This is a genomic window from Bdellovibrio sp. HCB185ZH (genome assembly GCF_047302455.1).
GTDB lineage: Bacteria > Bdellovibrionota > Bdellovibrionia > Bdellovibrionales > Bdellovibrionaceae > Bdellovibrio.
The window spans coordinates 3,374,160-3,393,147 of the sequence record NZ_CP178624.1 but is presented as its reverse complement, the minus strand read 5'-3'; the positions used below and the strand labels follow the sequence as shown (position 1 = coordinate 3,393,147).

Annotated in this window: 11 protein-coding genes; 5 read left to right on the top strand and 6 right to left on the bottom strand. The window is 47.3% G+C overall.

All coding sequences use genetic code 11. The features are described from left to right. Positions 1-34: 34 nt before the first annotated feature. Positions 35-3,172, bottom strand: a complete 3,138-nt coding sequence (locus ACLSU7_RS16500) for an efflux RND transporter permease subunit (RefSeq protein ID WP_413292996.1) — start codon at positions 3,170-3,172, stop codon at positions 35-37. A 212-nt stretch (positions 3,173-3,384) separates the two neighbouring features. Here ACLSU7_RS16500 and ACLSU7_RS16495 point away from each other — a divergent pair, with 212 nt between their 5' ends. From ACLSU7_RS16495 to ACLSU7_RS16485, 3 genes are read left to right on the top strand one after another with little or no spacing between them, the layout of a single operon-like run. Further along, entirely contained in the window at positions 3,385-4,152 is a 768-nt protein-coding gene (locus ACLSU7_RS16495) for a hypothetical protein (RefSeq protein WP_413292995.1), read from the top strand. Next, positions 4,146-5,621, top strand: coding sequence for a TolC family protein (locus ACLSU7_RS16490; RefSeq protein ID WP_413292994.1), 1,476 nt, complete (start codon positions 4,146-4,148; stop codon positions 5,619-5,621). Before ACLSU7_RS16495 ends, ACLSU7_RS16490 begins: the two co-directional genes overlap by 7 nt. 15 nt (positions 5,622-5,636) lie before the next feature. Beyond that, on the top strand, positions 5,637-6,617 hold the full coding sequence (locus ACLSU7_RS16485; RefSeq protein ID WP_413292993.1) for a hypothetical protein: 981 nt from the start codon (positions 5,637-5,639) through the stop codon (positions 6,615-6,617). A gap of 293 nt (positions 6,618-6,910) precedes the next feature. On the opposite strand, the gene abc-f is transcribed toward ACLSU7_RS16485, so the two are convergent. The 4 genes from abc-f to ACLSU7_RS16465 all read right to left on the bottom strand — a co-directional run bounded on the left by abc-f (position 6,911) and on the right by ACLSU7_RS16465 (position 12,269). Then, positions 6,911-8,710 (bottom strand): ribosomal protection-like ABC-F family protein, encoded by a 1,800-nt coding sequence (gene abc-f / locus ACLSU7_RS16480; RefSeq protein ID WP_413292992.1) that lies wholly within the window; start codon positions 8,708-8,710, stop codon positions 6,911-6,913. Positions 8,711-9,001: 291 nt separating this feature from the next. After that, entirely contained in the window at positions 9,002-9,658 is a 657-nt protein-coding gene (aat, locus tag ACLSU7_RS16475; protein ID WP_413292991.1) for a leucyl/phenylalanyl-tRNA--protein transferase, read from the bottom strand. 3 nt (positions 9,659-9,661) lie between these two features. Continuing rightward, a complete protein-coding gene (locus ACLSU7_RS16470) occupies positions 9,662-10,756 on the bottom strand; it encodes a PQQ-dependent sugar dehydrogenase (RefSeq protein WP_413292990.1) in 1,095 nt (364 codons plus the stop codon). Positions 10,757-10,826: 70 nt separating this feature from the next. Next, positions 10,827-12,269: a RecQ family ATP-dependent DNA helicase gene (locus ACLSU7_RS16465; RefSeq protein WP_413295433.1), complete on the bottom strand. Its 1,443-nt coding sequence runs from the start codon at positions 12,267-12,269 to the stop codon at positions 10,827-10,829. 179 nt (positions 12,270-12,448) lie between these two features. On the opposite strand from ACLSU7_RS16465, the gene fusA reads away from it, so the two are divergent. After that, a complete protein-coding gene (fusA, locus tag ACLSU7_RS16460; protein ID WP_413292989.1) occupies positions 12,449-14,557 on the top strand; it encodes an elongation factor G in 2,109 nt (702 codons plus the stop codon). Between the two features lie 397 nt (positions 14,558-14,954). Here the strand turns inward: fusA and ACLSU7_RS16455 are convergent, their stop codons facing one another. Next, the gene (locus ACLSU7_RS16455) at positions 14,955-15,485 is read right to left on the bottom strand and encodes a CAP domain-containing protein (protein ID WP_413292988.1); all 531 of its coding nucleotides are present in this window, start codon (positions 15,483-15,485) and stop codon (positions 14,955-14,957) included. A 210-nt stretch (positions 15,486-15,695) separates the two neighbouring features. On the opposite strand from ACLSU7_RS16455, the gene ACLSU7_RS16450 reads away from it, so the two are divergent. After that, positions 15,696-18,947 carry a kelch repeat-containing protein gene (locus tag ACLSU7_RS16450; RefSeq protein WP_413292987.1) on the top strand — a complete coding sequence of 1,084 codons (3,252 nt, stop codon included), beginning with the start codon at positions 15,696-15,698 and terminating at the stop codon, positions 18,945-18,947. The last annotated feature ends 41 nt before the right edge of the window (positions 18,948-18,988 follow it).

Below are 18,988 nucleotides of genomic sequence, written 5' to 3'. Positions count from 1 at the left end.
TGCGCTGCGTCCGTAAAGAGGACCTGGCACCTTTTTAGTCGCCGACGGCGGCGAAGGCTTGCTTGGTTTGTTCACGAACCTTATCGCGTTTTCTGAATCTGTCTGAGATCGAGTACGCGGCTGGAACTACGAACAATGTTAGAACTGTGGAAACCAAAACTCCACCGATCAGGCATAAGGCCATGGGGCGCATTGTTTCAGAACCAGCACCTGTTGCCATAGCTGAGGGAACGGCTGCGGCGATCGTTGCAATCGATGTCATCAGGATCGGACGAAGACGAATCGGACAGGCTTCGATCAAAGCGTTGTCGGCGTTCAATCCTCCGCGATCACGGACTGTGTTGGTGAATTCAACCAATAAGATCGAGTTCTTTTTCACGATACCCATCAAGAGCAAGAATCCGATCGCTGAGTACATGTTCAATGATTGACCTGTTAACAATAACGCAAAGAACGCACCCGAGAAACTTAGTGGCAAAGCCAACAAGATCGTCGCAGGATCGATGAACGAGTTAAACTGAGAAGCCAAGATCATGTAGGCGATCACGATACCCAAGATAAACGCCAAGAAGAAACTTTGAATAGATTCTTTGAACGTTTTCGAAGAACCCTGTTGCTCGATCATGTAACCGGGCTCCAAAGTTTTCTTACCGATTTCAAGAATCTTATCCATTGCTGCTTGTTGGGAAGCGCCGGCTTTTAAGTTCGCAGTGATCGTAATCGCACGCTGACGATTCATACGCGAGATACTTTGCAAAGCCTTTGTCGTCTCTTGAGTTGTTACGCGAGAAATAGGAACCAAGTTCGCGCGATTGTTTCCGATCAACAACTTTTTGATCTCAACCATCGCGTCTTCTTTGTTATCCAATTTCACTTTGATGTCATAGCGGTGACCCCCGTCAGGATACTCCCCGGCTTTCACTCCCCCGATCAAGGCATTCACTGTTGTTCCAACGGCTGCGATGCTGACACCATGCTGAGCGGCTGAAACGCGATCTGGTTTCACTTGGATTTCTGGCATACCCAAAAGGTAATTGGAATCGACGTCGACCATCAGGCCGGTCTTAGTCATTTCATCCATGATCTTTTGCGAGTAACCAGCAAGTTTTTCCCAGTCAGAACCCATGACCGTAAATTCAATCGGATAACCACGACCGCTTGAGAAACCACGTTGTGACATATCCATCAAGACCGGACGCACATCTTGGATTTTTCCGAAAGCCTCACGAGTGACTTGCATGAAATCAGTTTGTGTCATGCGTTTACCCGTTTTTGGATCAATCGGACGCTCTTTAAATTCTTTCATGGTGATAAACATCATCGCGGTGTTGGCATCGGAAATACCGCCACCGAAACCACCGATACTGGCAAAGACTTGCTTCACTTCAGGACGAGAGCGCAACCACTCCTCCGCCTGTTTCACTTGGGAATCCGTGTATGCCAAAGAACTTCCCACTGGCAAAATCAAACGCGCTAAGAAAATGCTTTGATCTTGCGCAGGAGACATTTCTTTCACCAGGAACTTAACCGAGATGAACGACAACGCCACGAATACCAAGGAACCGATGATAACTTTCCAGCGCATTAGCAAAGTTTTGCGCAACCATCTTTCGTAGCCCACTTTCAAAGAGTCCATGAAGGCTTCGAACGCTTTACCGATTTTAGTTGTACGCTCTCCGTGGTGAACGAAACCTGCACAACGCATTGGTGTGATCGTCAAAGATTCAACCAATGACAAGAATACGGCGATCGAAATTGTCACCCCGAATTGCATTAAGAACTTACCGATGATCCCCTTCATGAAAGCAACCGGAAGGAAGATCGCGATTACGGCCGCGGTTGCTGCCATCGCGGCAAACGAGATTTCACGAGCACCCAGGATCGCGGACTCGATTTGTCCGTGTCCTTCCTCGTTATACCTAAAGATATTTTCCAGAACCATGATGGCATCGTCGACGACGATACCGATGGCGAGAGTTAGACCTAGCAATGTGAAAGTATTCAGCGTGTAACCCAAGAAATACAAACCGATGAAGGCACCCAATAATGATGTCGGAATCGAAAGCAAAACGTTAAACGTCGCAGACCAAGAACCCAAGAACGCCCAACAAACCAAAGACGTCAATACAACGGCTAAGATCAAGTGATGCGTCAACTCACCCACGGATTTTTCAATGAACTGAGTACTGTCAAAGTTCACATGAACTTTCATACCTTCAGGCAACTGCGACTGAATTTCTTCCGCTTTAGCTTTCACCGCTTTTGCAACAGCGACAGCATTCGTACCACGTTGTTTACGAATACCTAAACCCAATGCAGGCTCACCGTTAAAGCGAGAAATACGAGTGATGTTATCAAGGCCCATGCTGACATCAGCCACCTGACCGATTTTCACCATATTTGTGGAATCTTGAATCAAAGAACCCGCGCGACGGCTGATCACGATGTTCTTAAACTCTTCGATGGTTTTTGCTTCACCCATCGTACGCACGTTAAAGTTGCTTTTCTTGGTTTCAATGTAACCACCCGGAACTTCAGAATGCTCGGACTTGATCGCATCGATCACGTCATTCACGGCGATATTGTAACCAGGAAGTTTTTTAGTATTTACGAAGACACGAAGAACAGGATCCGTGTAACCACCCAAGAAAATATCACCCACGCCGTCCACTGTTGTGAAACGATCTTTCAAATAGTCGCGGGCATATCTCATCAAGAATTCGAGGTCACCTTTGTCGTAAGTAAGTGCCAACCACAAAATGGGTTGGTCATCGGGATTCGTTTTCGAAATGGTCGGAGCATCGACGTTATCAGGAAGTAATCGCTGCGCACCTGAAACTTTTGCCTGAACATCTTGCAAAGCGAGATCGATATTGCGGTCCAAACTAAATTCTACGGTAATAGTTGCAGACCCAGTTTTGCTGCTGGAAGTGATACTTTGGACGCCTTCGACACCCATCAAAGCACTTTCAATCACGTCAACAACCTGAGTCTCCATTACTTCTGGAGCAGCACCATCGAGTGTTACGCTGACCGAAACGGTGGGAAAATCCACGTCCGGCAACTGGCTTAAACCCATTCTTGAAAATGAGATCAAACCGAAAATCATCAATCCAAACATTAACATCCATGCGAAGACTGGGTTCTTGATGGAAATATCCGAAATGCGCATTCCTTCTCCTTGGAACAAAAGACTCGAACAGTGTAACTCAGCACATCCTAACCAACCATGAACATCTTTCAACAAAAGATAACTCAAGACTTTGATTTTACTCAGCCTTCATAAGGCCACCTAAGCAATACTTAGGTGGCTAATCAGTGATTGACATGACTGGTCTGGCGGACTATTTCTTTTCGGCAATTGTGCCACTTCTGGAGGCTTTCATGTCGACTGCTCGTTATGCGAGTTCATTCTTGTTCGCTACTCTAACGTTCGTATCCGCAATGGGTTGGTCGCAAGCGACTTCCACTTCTTTAAGGGACGCTGCACTTGCAGAAACAACTGCCAAAGGTACAGCTCAAAAATATGCATCTGATGCTCAAACGACTGGAATGTTGGTTCTGAAAGATCCAAAACCAGAAATCGTCACACGTCCTTGGCAATACTTTGCTGGTTTCACAGCTCAACAATTCCAAGCTAAAGGAACGGTGACGACTGAAACTGCAGGAACTTTTGATTTAAGCCAAAACGATCAAACATTCATGCCAGGCCTCACATTCGGAGTCATGACACCGGAGTGGAACGTCAAAAATATTTTGATCAGCGGTGGAGTTCGTTTCGATGCTTCCATGGCGACACAAAATTCAGCGGTGACGTTGCCTTCGGGCGCAACAATTGATGACGCACGCTTAAACACAACGATGGCATCACTTGGACCGGTTTTGAATATTAGCCACGCGAAAATTTCTTGGTTGGCAGTGACGTTCACTCCGCAATACGGAAACTTGAACTACACGCAAACTTCTTCAAACGATTTTGCGCACTTCTCCAAACAAGCTTCTTACTTGGCGTTGAACTATGGGTTAGACTTCCGTTTGACAAAAAAATGGTCGGTTTTCACTGAATGGTCGCAAAGAGAATTGCGTGATCAAAATCAGGAGATCGCTCTTGAAAAAGACAACTTTGAATTAGGAACTAGAGTGTCATGGTAAAAAAAATCATTCTTCTTCTTTGTGCAACTTCGACTGCTTGGGCGCAACAACCTGTTGCCGCTCCTAAAGTCATCACTCTGACACAGAAAAAAGTGGCAGAGTTGGCTTTGCAGCAAGGTTACCGCACGAAAGAAGTAAATCTTCAGTATCAACAATTTAAACTTCCGTATGTGGAAACGTTGGCTCGCTACGACTGGCTACTAAACGCAGCCACAGGTTATGAGCAAGACAAGCAAGCACAACTTCTGACATCACCATCACTAGATCCACATAATAAAATCGAGCGTTACAACACGACGTTCTCTTTGCAAAAGCCTTTCACTTCAGGAACGTTGGCAACACTTGAATTGAACCGTTTGTCATTGAATGCAGACTATGATTCAGCAATTACGACGCCTCCTCCGGGCAATCAAACTTTGGATCGCGCCGGGATTATCCTGGAGCAAGCGATCTTGGGTAACTTCTTCGGTGTGGCTGATCGTGGGACTGTGAACGCAGCAGAACAAAACTACCAAGCTTCTGAAATCCTTCGTGCGAATGATTTGGAAAACGTGGTTTTGGAAGCCGTTCGCCAATTCTGGCAAGCTTACATCGCTCAAGAAAACTTCAGAGAAGCTGTGAGCGCCCGTGACCGCTATAAAAAATTAGTGGACACGGTTCGCAGAAAAACTTCTTTGGGTTATTCCAACCCCGGAGACTTGCCGCAAGCTCAAGCCGAACTTGAGACTCGTGAGCAAACTGTGAAGCTGACTTCGACGGATTATCTGGCTTCGGTCGAGAATCTTTTGACGGCGTTAGCTTTGGATCCGAAGTCTGAAGTAAAATTTGAAATGAGTGCCGTGCTTCCGGCAATGCCAAGCTTGCCACCAAAAGCTACAGATGATTTGCGTGCGATCCGTTCGCAAAAATTGAAAGTCTCTGCGGCAGAGGAAAGTTTGACAGCTTCAAAGTCTTTGTCTTACCCTACTTTGAATGTTGTGGGTAAAGCCTATACGACGGGAGTGGGTGAAAAATCGGAAGATTCTTACTCTGAGGTGACTGGTGGCTCCCGTCCTGATTACTACATCGGATTGAGATTTGCTTACAACTTTGGATCAGACATCCAAAACGAACGTATCGTATACAACAAACTGAACCGCGACCTCGAGCAAACTCGTTTGCAACGTCAGATGGTTGAAGTCGTAGACGCGAATACACAGGCGGAGCGTAAAGCTCAAGCCGCTTACTCGATCGCCCAAAGCGCCGAGAAGCAAAAAGCTTTCCGCGAAAGAGCTGTAACGGAATTGAACCGTTCCTACTCTCAAGGAAGAACTGATATTAATAACTTGATCATTGCTCTTAACAACTCATTTACAGCAGAGATTCAATACATCACTGCAGTAGGTAACTACCACATCGCTCTAAATGAGTGGGCAGCATCAAGAGACGAACTTATTCCTGACGAACAGCCGTCAGAAGACAAGAAATAGGCAGGGGATTTTTTTATGTTGAAGAAACTTATTCTAATTTTGAGCGTATTAAGCCTGGCTGCTTGCGCGTTCAACAATGACGAGTCGAGCGCTAATAAAAGAAATAAAAAATTAGCAGAAGAGAACGCTCGTGCTGCTGCAACATTTTCCAAAGTTGAAGGTTCCTACCAAGGAAACTTGATCCGTGAAAATGGCGCTACTGAAGTTATCGAAATCACACTTGTCGGCCTGGTGGAAGAAGTCGGCAAAAACGAAGACGGTTCTGCGATCAATCAATACTTGCAGACAGCGGTTTACACTCGCCTGTCTCCGTCTTCCGCGGCCCTGACGGGTTTGTCAGCGAACTACACTCCTGAAGTCGGTGCATTGACGATCACGAATCCGGACAAAACGATTAAGAACGATGACATTCACTCGATCACGGCGACCATCAAAGATGGCGTTATGAGCGGCGTGGTTAAATCCAAAGCCGGCATTCTTGGCCGTATGACTTTGAAATTCGTCGTGGGTGGTTCATCAAACGATGGCAACGGTTCCGATGAGCAATACTATGAGCGTCTTCGTAAGGAATACACTCAGATCGCAGGGTTGTACTCTGGTTGTGTTATTCCAACTAAAGAAATGAGCCAAAAAGGCTCACAAAGCTTTAAGGCGAAAATCACATTGTCATTGTTCGAGCAAAAAGTATCTGAAGGCAAAGACGAAACAACTCGTCCAACACTTGTAGGTATCTTCAAAAGAAACTACGACACGATCGATGCCTACCTTGCTGACCTGACTGGCTCATACCGTAATGACCTGGTTCCAGCGATTCTGACTCTCAACGGTAAATACCGCGGAGACAAAGTCGGCTACCAAACAGTCTTCAAGGGCAGCCTATCAAAAGACGGTGAATACATCGCAGACTTCGCATCCTCCACACGCGGTATCGAAGGCAAAATGTACTTCAAAAAAGGCCAATCCTACCCAGCAAAATGCGCCAACGTATCACGCTAGTTAAGAAAAAATCCAAAGCCTAAAAACAAAAAAACCCAGCTCCTAAAAAAGCTGGGTTTTTCATTCCCCAAAACGTCCCAGCCCTCAACCAGCAAAATTAGAAGACAAATCTAAAAATTAAATATCGTTCTGCGGTGAGGGCGGCAAGCCGAAGCCTGCATGCAGCCGACCTCCGTGGGCGCCACGACGGCGCGCACTCGCCGCAGGCGAGCCACGGCTGAGCCCGGATGGCGTGTCGGCGGAACTGCAGGCTTCGGCTTGCCGCCTTCACCGCAGTACCGAGAACACAGTTTTTAAGATTTGCCTTCTAATTGCGACCATCGGTCGTAGAGACGTTCGATTTCTTTTTGCAGGGTCGCGATCTCAGTGTAAAGCTCTTGCACCTTCTTAGCGTTGCTAGCCACTTCTGGAAGCATACTCTGAGTTTGCGCAGTTTGAAGTTTCTCTTCAAGACCCGCAATCGTCGCTTCCATGTTATCCAGCTCAAACTTTTCCTTAAAGCTAAGCTTTTTAGGTTTCGCGGAAGCTGCCTTTGCCTCTTGTTTTTCTTCCTGCTTTTTAGCGGCTTCAATCTCTTTTAGATCTTCAAACCACTCTTCCCATTGCAGGAATCCGGCGAAACGCTCCATGGTCATATTGCCATCTGGATTTTTATGAAGGGCAATGATGTCTTTCGCCACCTGATCCATAAAATAACGGTCATGTGTTACAAGAATCACGGCGCCATTGAACTCGCGCAAAGACTCTTCCAGGACAGCCAAAGTTTGCACGTCCAAGTCATTCGTAGGCTCATCCAGGATCAAGACTTGCGCTTCATTCAACATCAATTGAGCGATACGCAAACGAGCTTGCTCCCCGCCTGACAGTTTTTCAACGGGCATATCCATTTGCTGGCGGTTGAATTGGAATCGCTCCAAATAACTGCGGGCATACACGTAAGAACCTTGATAGTGAACGTAGTCCCCATCAGGACAGATATTTTTTAAAACAGATTGTTGCGGATTTAAAGTCTCGCGATTTTGTTCAAAGTACGCGACCTTTAAATTTTCCGCACGTTTCACTTCGCCCATGTCCGGCTGTTCTTGGCCGAGCATAATGCGAATCAAAGTGGATTTACCGCTTCCGTTGTCTCCCAATAGAGCCATCCGCGTTTTTGGATTTACCAGATAAGTGAAATCCTTAAACAACAGGCGGTCATCGTAAGCTTTCGTAATATGAGAGAGCTCGATCAGCTTTTGCGGATTGCGATCGGCATCTTTAAATTCGATTTTCACTGTGCGGTTGGCGTTTTTCGCAACCAGATCTGACACGTCATCTTTCAATGTGTGTGCGCGATCGATGCGGGCTTTTTGTTTTGTCAAACGGGCCTTTGCCCCACGACGAAGCCACTCGGTTTCACGACGAAGAGTGTTCTTCATCGTCAATTCTTTGGCTTCTTGTCCCGCCATCATCAACTCTTTGGATTCCACATAGGCCGAGTAATCACCCAAAGTCACAAACAGGTAGTTAGGATTTTTTGGATCCAGATCAAAGATCTTGTTGGTCACACGCTGCAAGAACAAACGGTCATGGGTAATGATCAACGTCGCAAATTGCGCTTTGGCCAAAAATTCTTCCAACCACATGATGCTGGTTACGTCCAAGTGATTCGTCGGCTCATCCAGCAACAACAGCTGGGGGTTGCGCACAAGTTCGCGGGCCAGGGCCACACGTTTTCTCCAACCACCAGAAAGATCTTCAACCAGGAAGGTGTCGCCAAACTGGGAAAGTTCTAAACGCGCCATCCACTCATAGGCAGGTCCAATCACTTCGTTATAATCGTTATCAGCCATGATCGCATCCAGGATCGAAACGCCCGGCTCAAAGGAAGGCGTTTGCTCCAGGTAACCAATCGTCAAACCTTTGTTCATGGTGACATCACCACCGTCAGGCTTCATACGACCCGCGATGATTTTTAAAAGCGTGGATTTACCAGCACCATTTGGTCCGACTAAACCAATGCGGTCGCCTTCATCAATCCCCAGACTGACGTTTTTAAAAAGAGTTTTTCCCGCGAATGATTTTTCGAGCTTATAGGTACTAAGTAATGGCATGGAGCCAACCTACGCTGAAACGTGTCAACTTTCAAGCGACATACGGATCTAACACCCCGCTCGCACCAAAGAGCATCCAGACCTAGCAAGTTTTTCTTGGGCTTCAGAGATAGTGATCCACGTTGAAATGCAAAACAGTAAGACTAGCAACCCTATCACACGTCCTGTGCGCATGGTTCCTCCTGATTTTAGTGCTTTGCATTCATTCTGCGGCGAAACGCTTAAGAAACCAACAAGGGCTTGTGTAATTTGATTTATCGCAATCGCATTTAAAAGAATATGTCAACTGACTCAGCCGATATCCTGATGGCGTTCTTCCAGCATGCGCAGATAATCTTCGCGATCTATCAAACGTCCACCGAACTGGGCCACCACGGGAGTTACCATTTGCACGTCCATCCACTCGTGTCCAAGCTCAGTCAAATGTTCAACTAAAAACCACAGAGCTAATTTCGAAGCATTGGGCTTTTTATAAAACATGCTTTCACCACTGAAAACGCCCTCTACCAAAACACCGTAAATGCCACCGATCAAAATGTTGTTTTCGCGAACTTCAATGGACAAACCGAAACCAGCTTTATTGAATTCATGATAAGAGCGTTTCATCACCGGTAAAATCCAAGTGCCATCCTGACCGGGACGAATTTGATTCGCACATTCACTCATCACGTGATCGAAATCCTTGTTCACGGTGTAGGTGATCTGCGGATTTTTACGACGGAAGCGTTCTAAACTTTCAGGTACGTGGAATTCTTTGAATATTAAAACTCCACGTTTTTCAGGAGAAAACCAGAGCATGGGAAAGCCTACTTGCGGCCACGGAAAAATTCCCATGCTATAAGCGGTGTACAAAGTTCCCACATCTAACTTTCCGCCGACGGCCAAAATCCCTTCGGCCATCGTATCGCGCGGATCTGGAAAATCGACTGATGAGTGGAACCTTGCCAAACTTTACTTTCCTTTTGCTTTGTACGTCAGGCGATAGATCACTCCGGCTTTATCGTCAGAGATTAGGACGGAACCGTCCTCCATCACTTCGACATCCACGGGACGTCCCCATGCCTCACCTGCTTGCAACCAACCCTCCACCAAGGGTTTCACGTTGGTGATTTTGCCATTCGTAATTTGCGCAAAACCCACCATGTATCCTTGAGGGATGGTACGATTCCAAGAACCATGTTCAGCGTAAATGATACCGCCTTGATACTCGGAAGGAAACATTTTCCCATTATAAAAACGCATTCCTAAAGCTGCGACATGAGCACGAAGTTCTGCCTCGGGAGCTTTAAAGATTTTGCAGTCTTTGCCTTTACCAAACTCTTTATCCTGGATATTTTTGCCATGACAGAATGGGAAACCAAAATGCTCCCCCACTTTTGTCAGATGATTGATCTCGTCTGGTGGAGAATCTTCGCCGTACCAATCACGACCGTTATCCGTAAACCATAAATCTTTGCTGACGGGATCCCAGTCAAATCCCACGGTATTGCGCACACCTTCGGCCACGATATCTTTCGCAGTTCCATTTACGTCGACGCTATAAATACGCCCGTACTCCGTACCCAAGTCACAGATGTTGCACGGGGCACCCACGGGAACATAGAGCTTCCCATCTGGACCAAAGCGAATAAACTTCCACCCATGATGCGTGTCTTTGGGAAACTTTTGTGGAAGTTCGCGAGTGAATTTCTGTGGGCTATTGACCTTGTCTGGAATAGCGTATTCTAAAATGCGCGGAATTTCGGCAACGTAAAGTTTGCCATCTTTAACCGCGACACCATTTGGTGTATCCAATTTTTCCGCAAACACCTGGGCTTTGCCATTTTGAACGAGGTAAACTTTGTCTTTGGCGCGGTTACCGACAAAAAATCTGCCGCCGGGTGCTTGGGCTATCGAGCGTGCATCAGGAACTGTTGCCCAAACCGAAATTTCAAAACCCGGTGGGAGTTTTAATCTGTCGAGGGGCAATTTCTCGGCTGCGTGCGAATTCGTGGCTGCGAAAATGACGGACGCTCCGATGAGGGCTTTTGAGAATGAAAACAACATAGATCCTCCTTAGTTAATCACATAAAGGTTTAATCTATACGACCTCGCACCCTCCGAGAAGAGCGGCCCTCTATTTTTGATTATCCACACAGATGTCGCACTTCCCGCAGGGAGATTCATGCTTGTGACCGAAATAATGATAGATGTAATTCATCCGACACTCTTTATCTTGAGTGGCCCAACGAACCATCTCTAGCAACTTTGAATTTTGAGCTTTCAAAATCACCGGCCCATTTTCCGCTGCAAATTGCTCGGCCGTGGGAGCCTGCACACATTGATATGGAAATGGATCGTCCGATTTCTGCAGACAACCCCAGCGCTCCAATATACTGACGGCTGCTTCGGGACGGAAATCACGGCGGTTGCGAAAGTTCATCTGCTCTCTTAAAAAATCAAATTTTTCCTGATTCACACGCAGACGGTTTTGTTCGATCAAGTCATAAATTTTAGCAATGAATTCAGGCTCAGGATGCGACCACTTTAAAAATTCCATTTGAATGCTGACATCATCCTGATCATACAACAGATGACAGAAAGATTCCTGTCCATCACGACCCGCGCGACCGACTTCCTGAAAATAACTTTCCAGAGCGCTAGGAATTTCCGCGTGAACCAAAAGACGAACATTGGGTTTATCAATTCCCAACCCAAACGCCGGAGTCGCTAACATCAAAGGAGCTTCTTCATTAATGAAGGCCTTTTGATTGCGCTTGCGATCCTGGGGCGAAAGATCACCGTGATACACCAAATGCTGAACCCCCGCACGATTGAGCTCTGCCGAAATTTTACGCAAAGTCTGAATCAACGAGCAGTAAACGATTCCCGAACCGGGCTGCTGATAGCGAAGACCTACGATAGCGCGGATTTTATCGTCGATGCCGTAGAGATCGTGAACGCGCAAAGCCAGATTCGGCCGTTCAATACCTGCCGAAATAATTTCGGCATCAGGAATATTTATTTTATTCAGAATATCCTTTTGAACTTCGGGAGTCGCCGTAGCTGTTAAGGCCAGTGTCGGAGGGTTTCCCAGCAGAGCCCTAAACTCTCCCACTCTTGAATAATCGGGGCGGAAATCATGACCCCATTGGGAAATACAGTGGGCCTCGTCCACCGCTAAAAGTTGGATTTTGCGGCCCTCGATGGCTTTTAAAAACTCAGGTTTGCGAAAACGCTCGGGTGTCACATAAAGAAGTTTATAGTCCCCTTGGGCCAATCGCTCCTGGCGACTTTCCCGCTCATCTCGGGTTAAAGCGGAATTTAGACAAGTGGCCGAAATGCCAAGGTCTTTAGCCTTGAACACCTGATCCTGCATCAGAGCGATTAACGGAGAGATGACGATTACTAGTCCCTCTCGGATTTTTGCAGGGAATTGAAAACAGAGGGATTTTCCCATGCCCGTGGGCATTAACGCGAGGAGGTTTTCGCCTTGCCATACTCGGCCTAAAATCGCTTCTTGTTCACCGCGAAAAGTGCTAAATTCGAAGTTCCTAATCAGGAGATCGTGGAGGTCCATCATGCCACCAAGCTTACGCTAACCCAGCCTGAACAGGCACGTTCCGAGCCATTGCGGTTGCGCCGTGTCAATGTTATATTCTGGGCCCCATCATTTGCATCTATATGTAATCGATGATAATTCGAGTACTTTCAAATTAGTAACTAAGTCTTAAACGACCAATTAAGAAGGGTAATATTATGTCCAAAAAGTGGAATATTGATATGGTCAGAAACATCGGTATCTCGGCTCACATCGACTCGGGAAAAACGACTACTTCTGAGCGTATTTTGTTCTATGGAGGCCGTATCCACGCCATCCACGAAGTTCGTGGTAAAGACGGCGTTGGTGCAACAATGGACTCCATGGATCTAGAGAGAGAAAAAGGTATCACTATCCAGTCTGCGGCGACGCAAGTTCACTGGAAAGATTATACAATCAATTTGATCGATACACCGGGGCACGTGGACTTCACAGTTGAAGTTGAACGTTCTCTTCGCGTACTTGACGGTGCGATCCTTCTTCTTTGCGGCGTTGCCGGCGTTCAATCTCAATCCATCACTGTTGACCGTCAAATGAAACGTTACAACGTTCCTCGTTTGGCATTCGTTAACAAATTGGACCGCCAAGGTGCGAACCCATACCGTGTAACTGACGCTTTGATCGAAAAATTGCGCTTGAACGCTGTGATGATCCAAATCCCAATCGGTTTGGAAGATCAACACAGAGGTCACGTAGATTTGACTGACATGAAAGCTTACATCAACGAAGGTGATAACGGTGAGACAGTTAATGTAACTGAAATCCCGCCAGATCTAGTTGAAACAGCTCAAAAATACCGTCAAATCATGATCGGTAAATTGGCTGACGTTGACTCTGCTATCGAAGAGAAATTCTTGATGGAAGAAGAGCCAACAACTGAAGAGATTCGTGCAGCTATCCGTAAAGGCACTATCGGCTTGAAACTAGTTCCAGTTCTTTGCGGTTCCGCATTTAAGAACAAAGGTGTTCAACGTTTGATGGATGCAGTTACGTACTACCTTCCGTCTCCTGCTGAGAAAAAAGAGCAAGCTCTTGATCTTAACAAGAACGAAGAGAAGTTTGACTTGTTCCCAGATCCAGCAAAACCGTTGGTTTCTTTGGCGTTCAAACTTCAAGAAACTCCATTCGGTCAGTTGACTTACATGCGCGTTTACCAAGGTAAAATGAGCAAAGGTGATTTCATCATCAATCAAGTGAACAAGAAATCTGTTAAGATTCCTCGCTTGGTTCGTATGCACTCTGACAAAATGGAAGATATCGACACATCTTACGCTGGTGACATCGTAGCATTGTTCGGTATCGACTGTGCTTCTGGCGACACTTTCTGTGACGACAGAATCCAGGCTTCTATGCAATCTATGCACGTACCAGATGCAGTTATCTCTCTAGCAGTTGCTCCTAAGGACAAAACTGCTGCGAATAACTTCTCTAAAGCGTTGCAAAAATTCCGTAAGGAAGACCCTACTTTCCGCGTTGCTCGTGACGAGGAATCAAATGAGACTATCATCTCTGGTATGGGTGAGTTGCACTTGGAAATCTACGTTGAGCGTATGAAACGTGAATTCAACTGTGAAGTTATCGTTGGTCAACCGCAGGTTGCTTACCGCGAAACTATCTCTGCTGAAGCTCCGTACGATTACACTCACAAAAAACAAACGGGTGGTTCGGGTCAATACGCGAAGATCGTGGGTAAAATCCTACCTCTTCCTCCACAAGAAGACGGCACAGTTTTCAAATTCAGCAACAAAGTTGTTGGTGGTCGTATCCCTAAAGAATTTATCCCAGCTGTTGAAGAGGGTTTCAAAGAGCAAACTGTTAAAGGTCCATTGATTGGCTTCCCGATCGTTGGCGTTGAAGTTGAGTTGGAAGACGGCGCATACCATGACGTCGACTCTTCTTACATGGCCTTCAAAATTGCTGCGATGGCTGCACTTCGTGAAGTGTACCCTGCTGCAAAACCAACAGTTCTTGAGCCGATCATGAAGCTTGAAACTGTAGTTCCAGACGAATATCAAGGTTCAGCGGTTGGTCAAATCAACCAACGCCGTGGTTCTATCGTTGGTACAACTGCATTCGACGGTAACTGTGTTATCGAAGCGGAAGTTCCATTGACTGAAATGTTCGGTTACTCAACTGACCTTCGTTCTGCAACTAAAGGTAAAGGTGAGTTCTCTATGGAATTCGCGAAGTACGCTGCTGTACCTCGTAACATTCAAGAGGAACTTGTTAAGAAATACCAAGCAAAGCGCGCAGCGGAGCAAAAGTAGTTCTTTCTCTTTCTTAGAGATTCAAAGCCCTGGTGGAAACACCGGGGCTTTTTTTTTGCCTTTTTATCTTGGGCTGCGGTTGCAAGCCGGAGCCTTGGGGAGAGGGACGTTCTTCGTGAGGCACGCCATCCGGGCTCAGCCAGTGCCCGCCTTTGGCGGGTTCGCGCCATCGTGGCGCCACTGGAGGCCTCACTGCGCACGTCCCTCTCCCCAAGTCTCCGTCTTGAACGGAGTTCATCGGTTAAAGGCAAAATAAAATCCCCGGTGTTTCTAGAGATTTGATTTCTGCGTTCGCTTTGCGAACTGCATATGGGGTTTTTGAGAGTGGGCTTCGTTCGGCGTTCTCTGGGGGTTGTCAGGCCGTTGGCTTTTAGCGAAGTTGGGGCGTAGGTGGGACCTATCTATTTGTGTTTGTGTAGAATACTTGGGTGGCGTAGCCGTTGTAGAGGCCTATGCCTAAGGACTTATAGTTTGGGCTTAGGATGTTGTCTCGGTGGGCGGGGCTTACCATCCAACCGGTTACTACGCTTTCTGGGCCGTAGCCTTGGGCTATGTTTTCGGCGCAGCCGGACTGGATGTTGAAGCGTTTGCATCTTTGGGCGAAAGTTTCATTCGCGCGGTCGTGGCTTAGGTAGTTTTTGTCGCTCATGTCTTTGGATTGTTCGTAGGCCATTTCGGTGCAGGCTTGGCAATAGACTAGGGCGGCCAGGCCGTTGGCTGCTCTTTGAGTGTTTGTGGCTTTGAATACTAGGCAGGTGTTTGCATCCATGTTGTAGCAGCCGTCGTTACCGGCGCTTGGTAGGTTGACGCTTCCGCCGTTATTTCCTTGGGAAGAGTCGATTCCTAAAACGGATGCGGCTTCGAAGCCTCCGTTGCAGGCTGTGAGGCTGAGGGTCAGTGCGATGAGAGTGAGAACTTTCGTGTTCATACGTTAAAGGCTAACTAAAAAAATATAGTTCTAGATCGAAAATCGTTCATTTTCTCAGTGCGAGGCTATGGCGTCCAAGAGGTTGCCAGTTTCGGAAAAGTTGATGGGTGTTTACCGAACGACATTCTGTAAGTCTCACAATGAAATGCTCCCAAAGCTGTTATTTGGGTCAACAAAATATCAAAAACTCCGATAAGTAATCATATGTACGTGAGTGGTTTTGTACGATTTTTCTTTCTACTCATATTCTCGGTCTTTGGTGTGGGTTGCACTCTGGATGCAAACCTTTACGAAAGCCTTCTGCCGTCGATTGATCCCTCGCCCACTCCGGGGGTTTATTCATCCCAAGCATCTCGGTCTCTTTATCCCAGCAATCGTCGCGTTCACAACTCCGCGACGACTCTCGCTGATGGTCGCATTCTGGTCAGTGGTGGGACATCTTTGGATTCCCCGATCGCGGCACTTAACAGTGCAGAAGTTTATAATCCAAGTACTTCCCGCTGGTCCGACGTTGCCCCCTTGGCGCAGGCTCGGGCTCACCATACGGCCACTCTCCTTGGTAATGGTAAAGTTTTGGTTGTAGCTGGAGTTAATCAATCGACCTACTTTGCTTCTGCCGAACTTTTTGATCCTTTAACAAACACGTGGAGTTCAGCTGGCTCCATGACAGTCGCGCGCTCTCACCATTCCGCAACATTGCTTCAAGATGGTCGTGTGTTAATCGCAGGTGGAGCGACCAGTTTAGGTTCGTGGACAGCCTCAATGGAGATCTATGATCCCATTACGAATTCCTGGAGCTCAGCCGGAACGACTTTACCCGAGCCACGCATGAACCACGCCGCTGTTTTACTGAACGACGGGAAAGTATTTTTTGTGGGCGGGCAAAACCCACCTGTGATCTTAACCACAACGGCAATTTATAACCCAAATGGTGCGCCTACTTGGGGAAGCGCTCCTACACTCACTACGGGTCGGACGCTTTTAACGGCGTCACTTTTAAAAGACGGACGAGTTGTTGTAATCGGCGGCCTTGCCAGCACCGGAAATCCTTCGCCCCTTGTAAATATCTTTGATTCCGCATCACCCAGCGCATTTGCGACTGGGACACCCTTGACCACTGCACGCTATGGGCACACGGCAACCACGGTTGATAACTCCGTGATTGTCACCGGTGGATTTTCTAATAACAGTGCCAGCGCCGCTTTGGATGATTCCCTTATTTACAGTGCGGGGGCCAACACCTGGTCATCCCTTGGTTCACTAAAAAATGGCGCCAGAACTTTACATACAGCAAATCGCTCAGGTGATTATTTATACTTGTTAAACGGTCGCGATGGAAATTCCTCTCCGATAAACCTGGTTGAAAAAATCGATATTAGTAAATTCAGCTGGAAACTTGAAGGCAGCATGGCCACCGGTCGAGCCGTCCATGTGACGCTGCCCTTACCGAACGGAAAAGTTCTTATCGCTGGCGGACTTTCGAATCCCTCCAGCTCTGTCATGAATTATCTGGATTCCAGTGAAATTTTTGATCCTGCCACCGGGCAATGGAGCGCAGGTCCTAGTCTGCCAACTAAGAGATTGTGGGCAACGTCCACCCGCCTGAATGACGGAAGATTTTTAATTGTCGGTGGGGTTGATGAAACGATGACGAGAGTAACATCGACATTATTTTATAATCCGACAACGAATTCCTGGAGCGCCGGCCCTTCGATTGCCATGGGTCGCATCGGACATAGCGCGAGCCTTTTACCAGATGGTCGAGTGATTATTATGGGAGGGAATGAAAATACGGGGATCTTTCCGCCATCAAATAAAACCGATATTTTTGATCCGACCACAAATCAATGGACTGCAGGCCCCAATATGCTCACGGCTGTCGCAGAACACACCGCAGTGACCTTAAATGACGGTACAATTCTGCTGGTCGGCGGTCTTACAACGACGACACTTAATTCCGCTTCGGCCGTCGTACAGCTTTACAACCCTTCGACAAATTCATTCACTGCCAAGGCTTCGCAATCCGTGGGACGTTATCAGGCGAACGTCACGATTCTTCCCTCGGGCAAGGTGCTTTCGCTCGGCGGATTAAATGCCGCTCAGGCAATCCTTGCGAGCAGTGAAATTTATGATCCCTCGGCAAACACTTGGACTGCGGGAGCGAATCTCAACATCCCTCGCCGTGCGCACAATTCAATCTCTTTACCCAGCGGAAAAATTTTGATCACCGGTGGCACTGCCAGCAGTTCTTTCCCGTTAACTCCCGCATCCAGCAACGAAATCTATGATCCGGTAGCGAACACTTTTTCGGTCGATAAGGTGGGATTCGCGAACGTTCACTCGTTAGGCACGCTGGTGAAACTTGCCGATGGAAAAATTCTGATGGCGGGAGGAGTCGACCCCAATTACACAGTTGGAACGACAGAAACATATACAGAAGGCCAATTGAACGTTTCCTGGATCAACAACACGGCTCTGCTTCATGGCCGAGCTGGGAATACCGCGACGGTAATAAAAAATGGCATGGTCCTTTTCACCGGTGGGCAACCCTATGCGGAGGCCGCTGCATTCTCAAACACGACGGCAATTTACGATCCCGATACAAACACTATGATTGCAGGACCAGATATGGCGGAAGCGCGTTTTTACCATACGGCGACTTTACTCCCTTCAGGAAAAGTTTTTGTCGCGGGCGGTATCAACATGACAACGGGCGAATCTACAACTGGCGAAATCTACGATCCAAATTCAAATACCTTCACTTCCGTCGCACTTCCCAGAGCACGATATCTTCATAGTGCTTTCGTTTTACCAAATGGACGCCTCCTTTTGACCGGAGGAGTGAACAGCCTCGGAACTCCTTTAGAAAACGATGTGTATGATCCAACGACAGGAACCTGGAGCACTCTGGGCAATCGCCCTTCGGGTGATGCGATTGAAGTCGTTTATCCTTTGAATGATTCAGAATTCCTTTTACTGGGAGCCTATGGCACTAAGAAATATAATTTCACAACAGATACGTGGACTCCCCTAGCCACGGCCCCCGTCAGCAGAACATTTCCCGTCGTGGCACGAATGACTTCGGGCCTGGTTTTAGTGGCCGGAGGAACCGACGGTGGTACAGGAAATCCTTCTGATGCCGTTGAAATCTATAATCCTGAAACCGACACCTGGACGACAGCGGCGAGCTTAGATACTCCGTTGGTATCAATGACCGCTCACGCCTTACCTGATGGAAAAGTAGCGATCATCGGTGGTAATCAGAGCGTCTCGCAAAGTGTCGCAGAATCTGCTGTCAGAATTTACGATCCCTCCACCAATCAGTGGAGCTTTGGCACACCTCTTAGCGAAGCGCGTTTTTCTCATTCATCCGTGGAATTGTTAGATGGGCAAATCGTTATATTCGGGGGAGCGAATCTGACCTTCGGAATGCTTCCATTCTGGGAAACTCTGAGCTACTAAATTCCGTCAGCGACAACCTAATTTGGATGACGATTACAGTG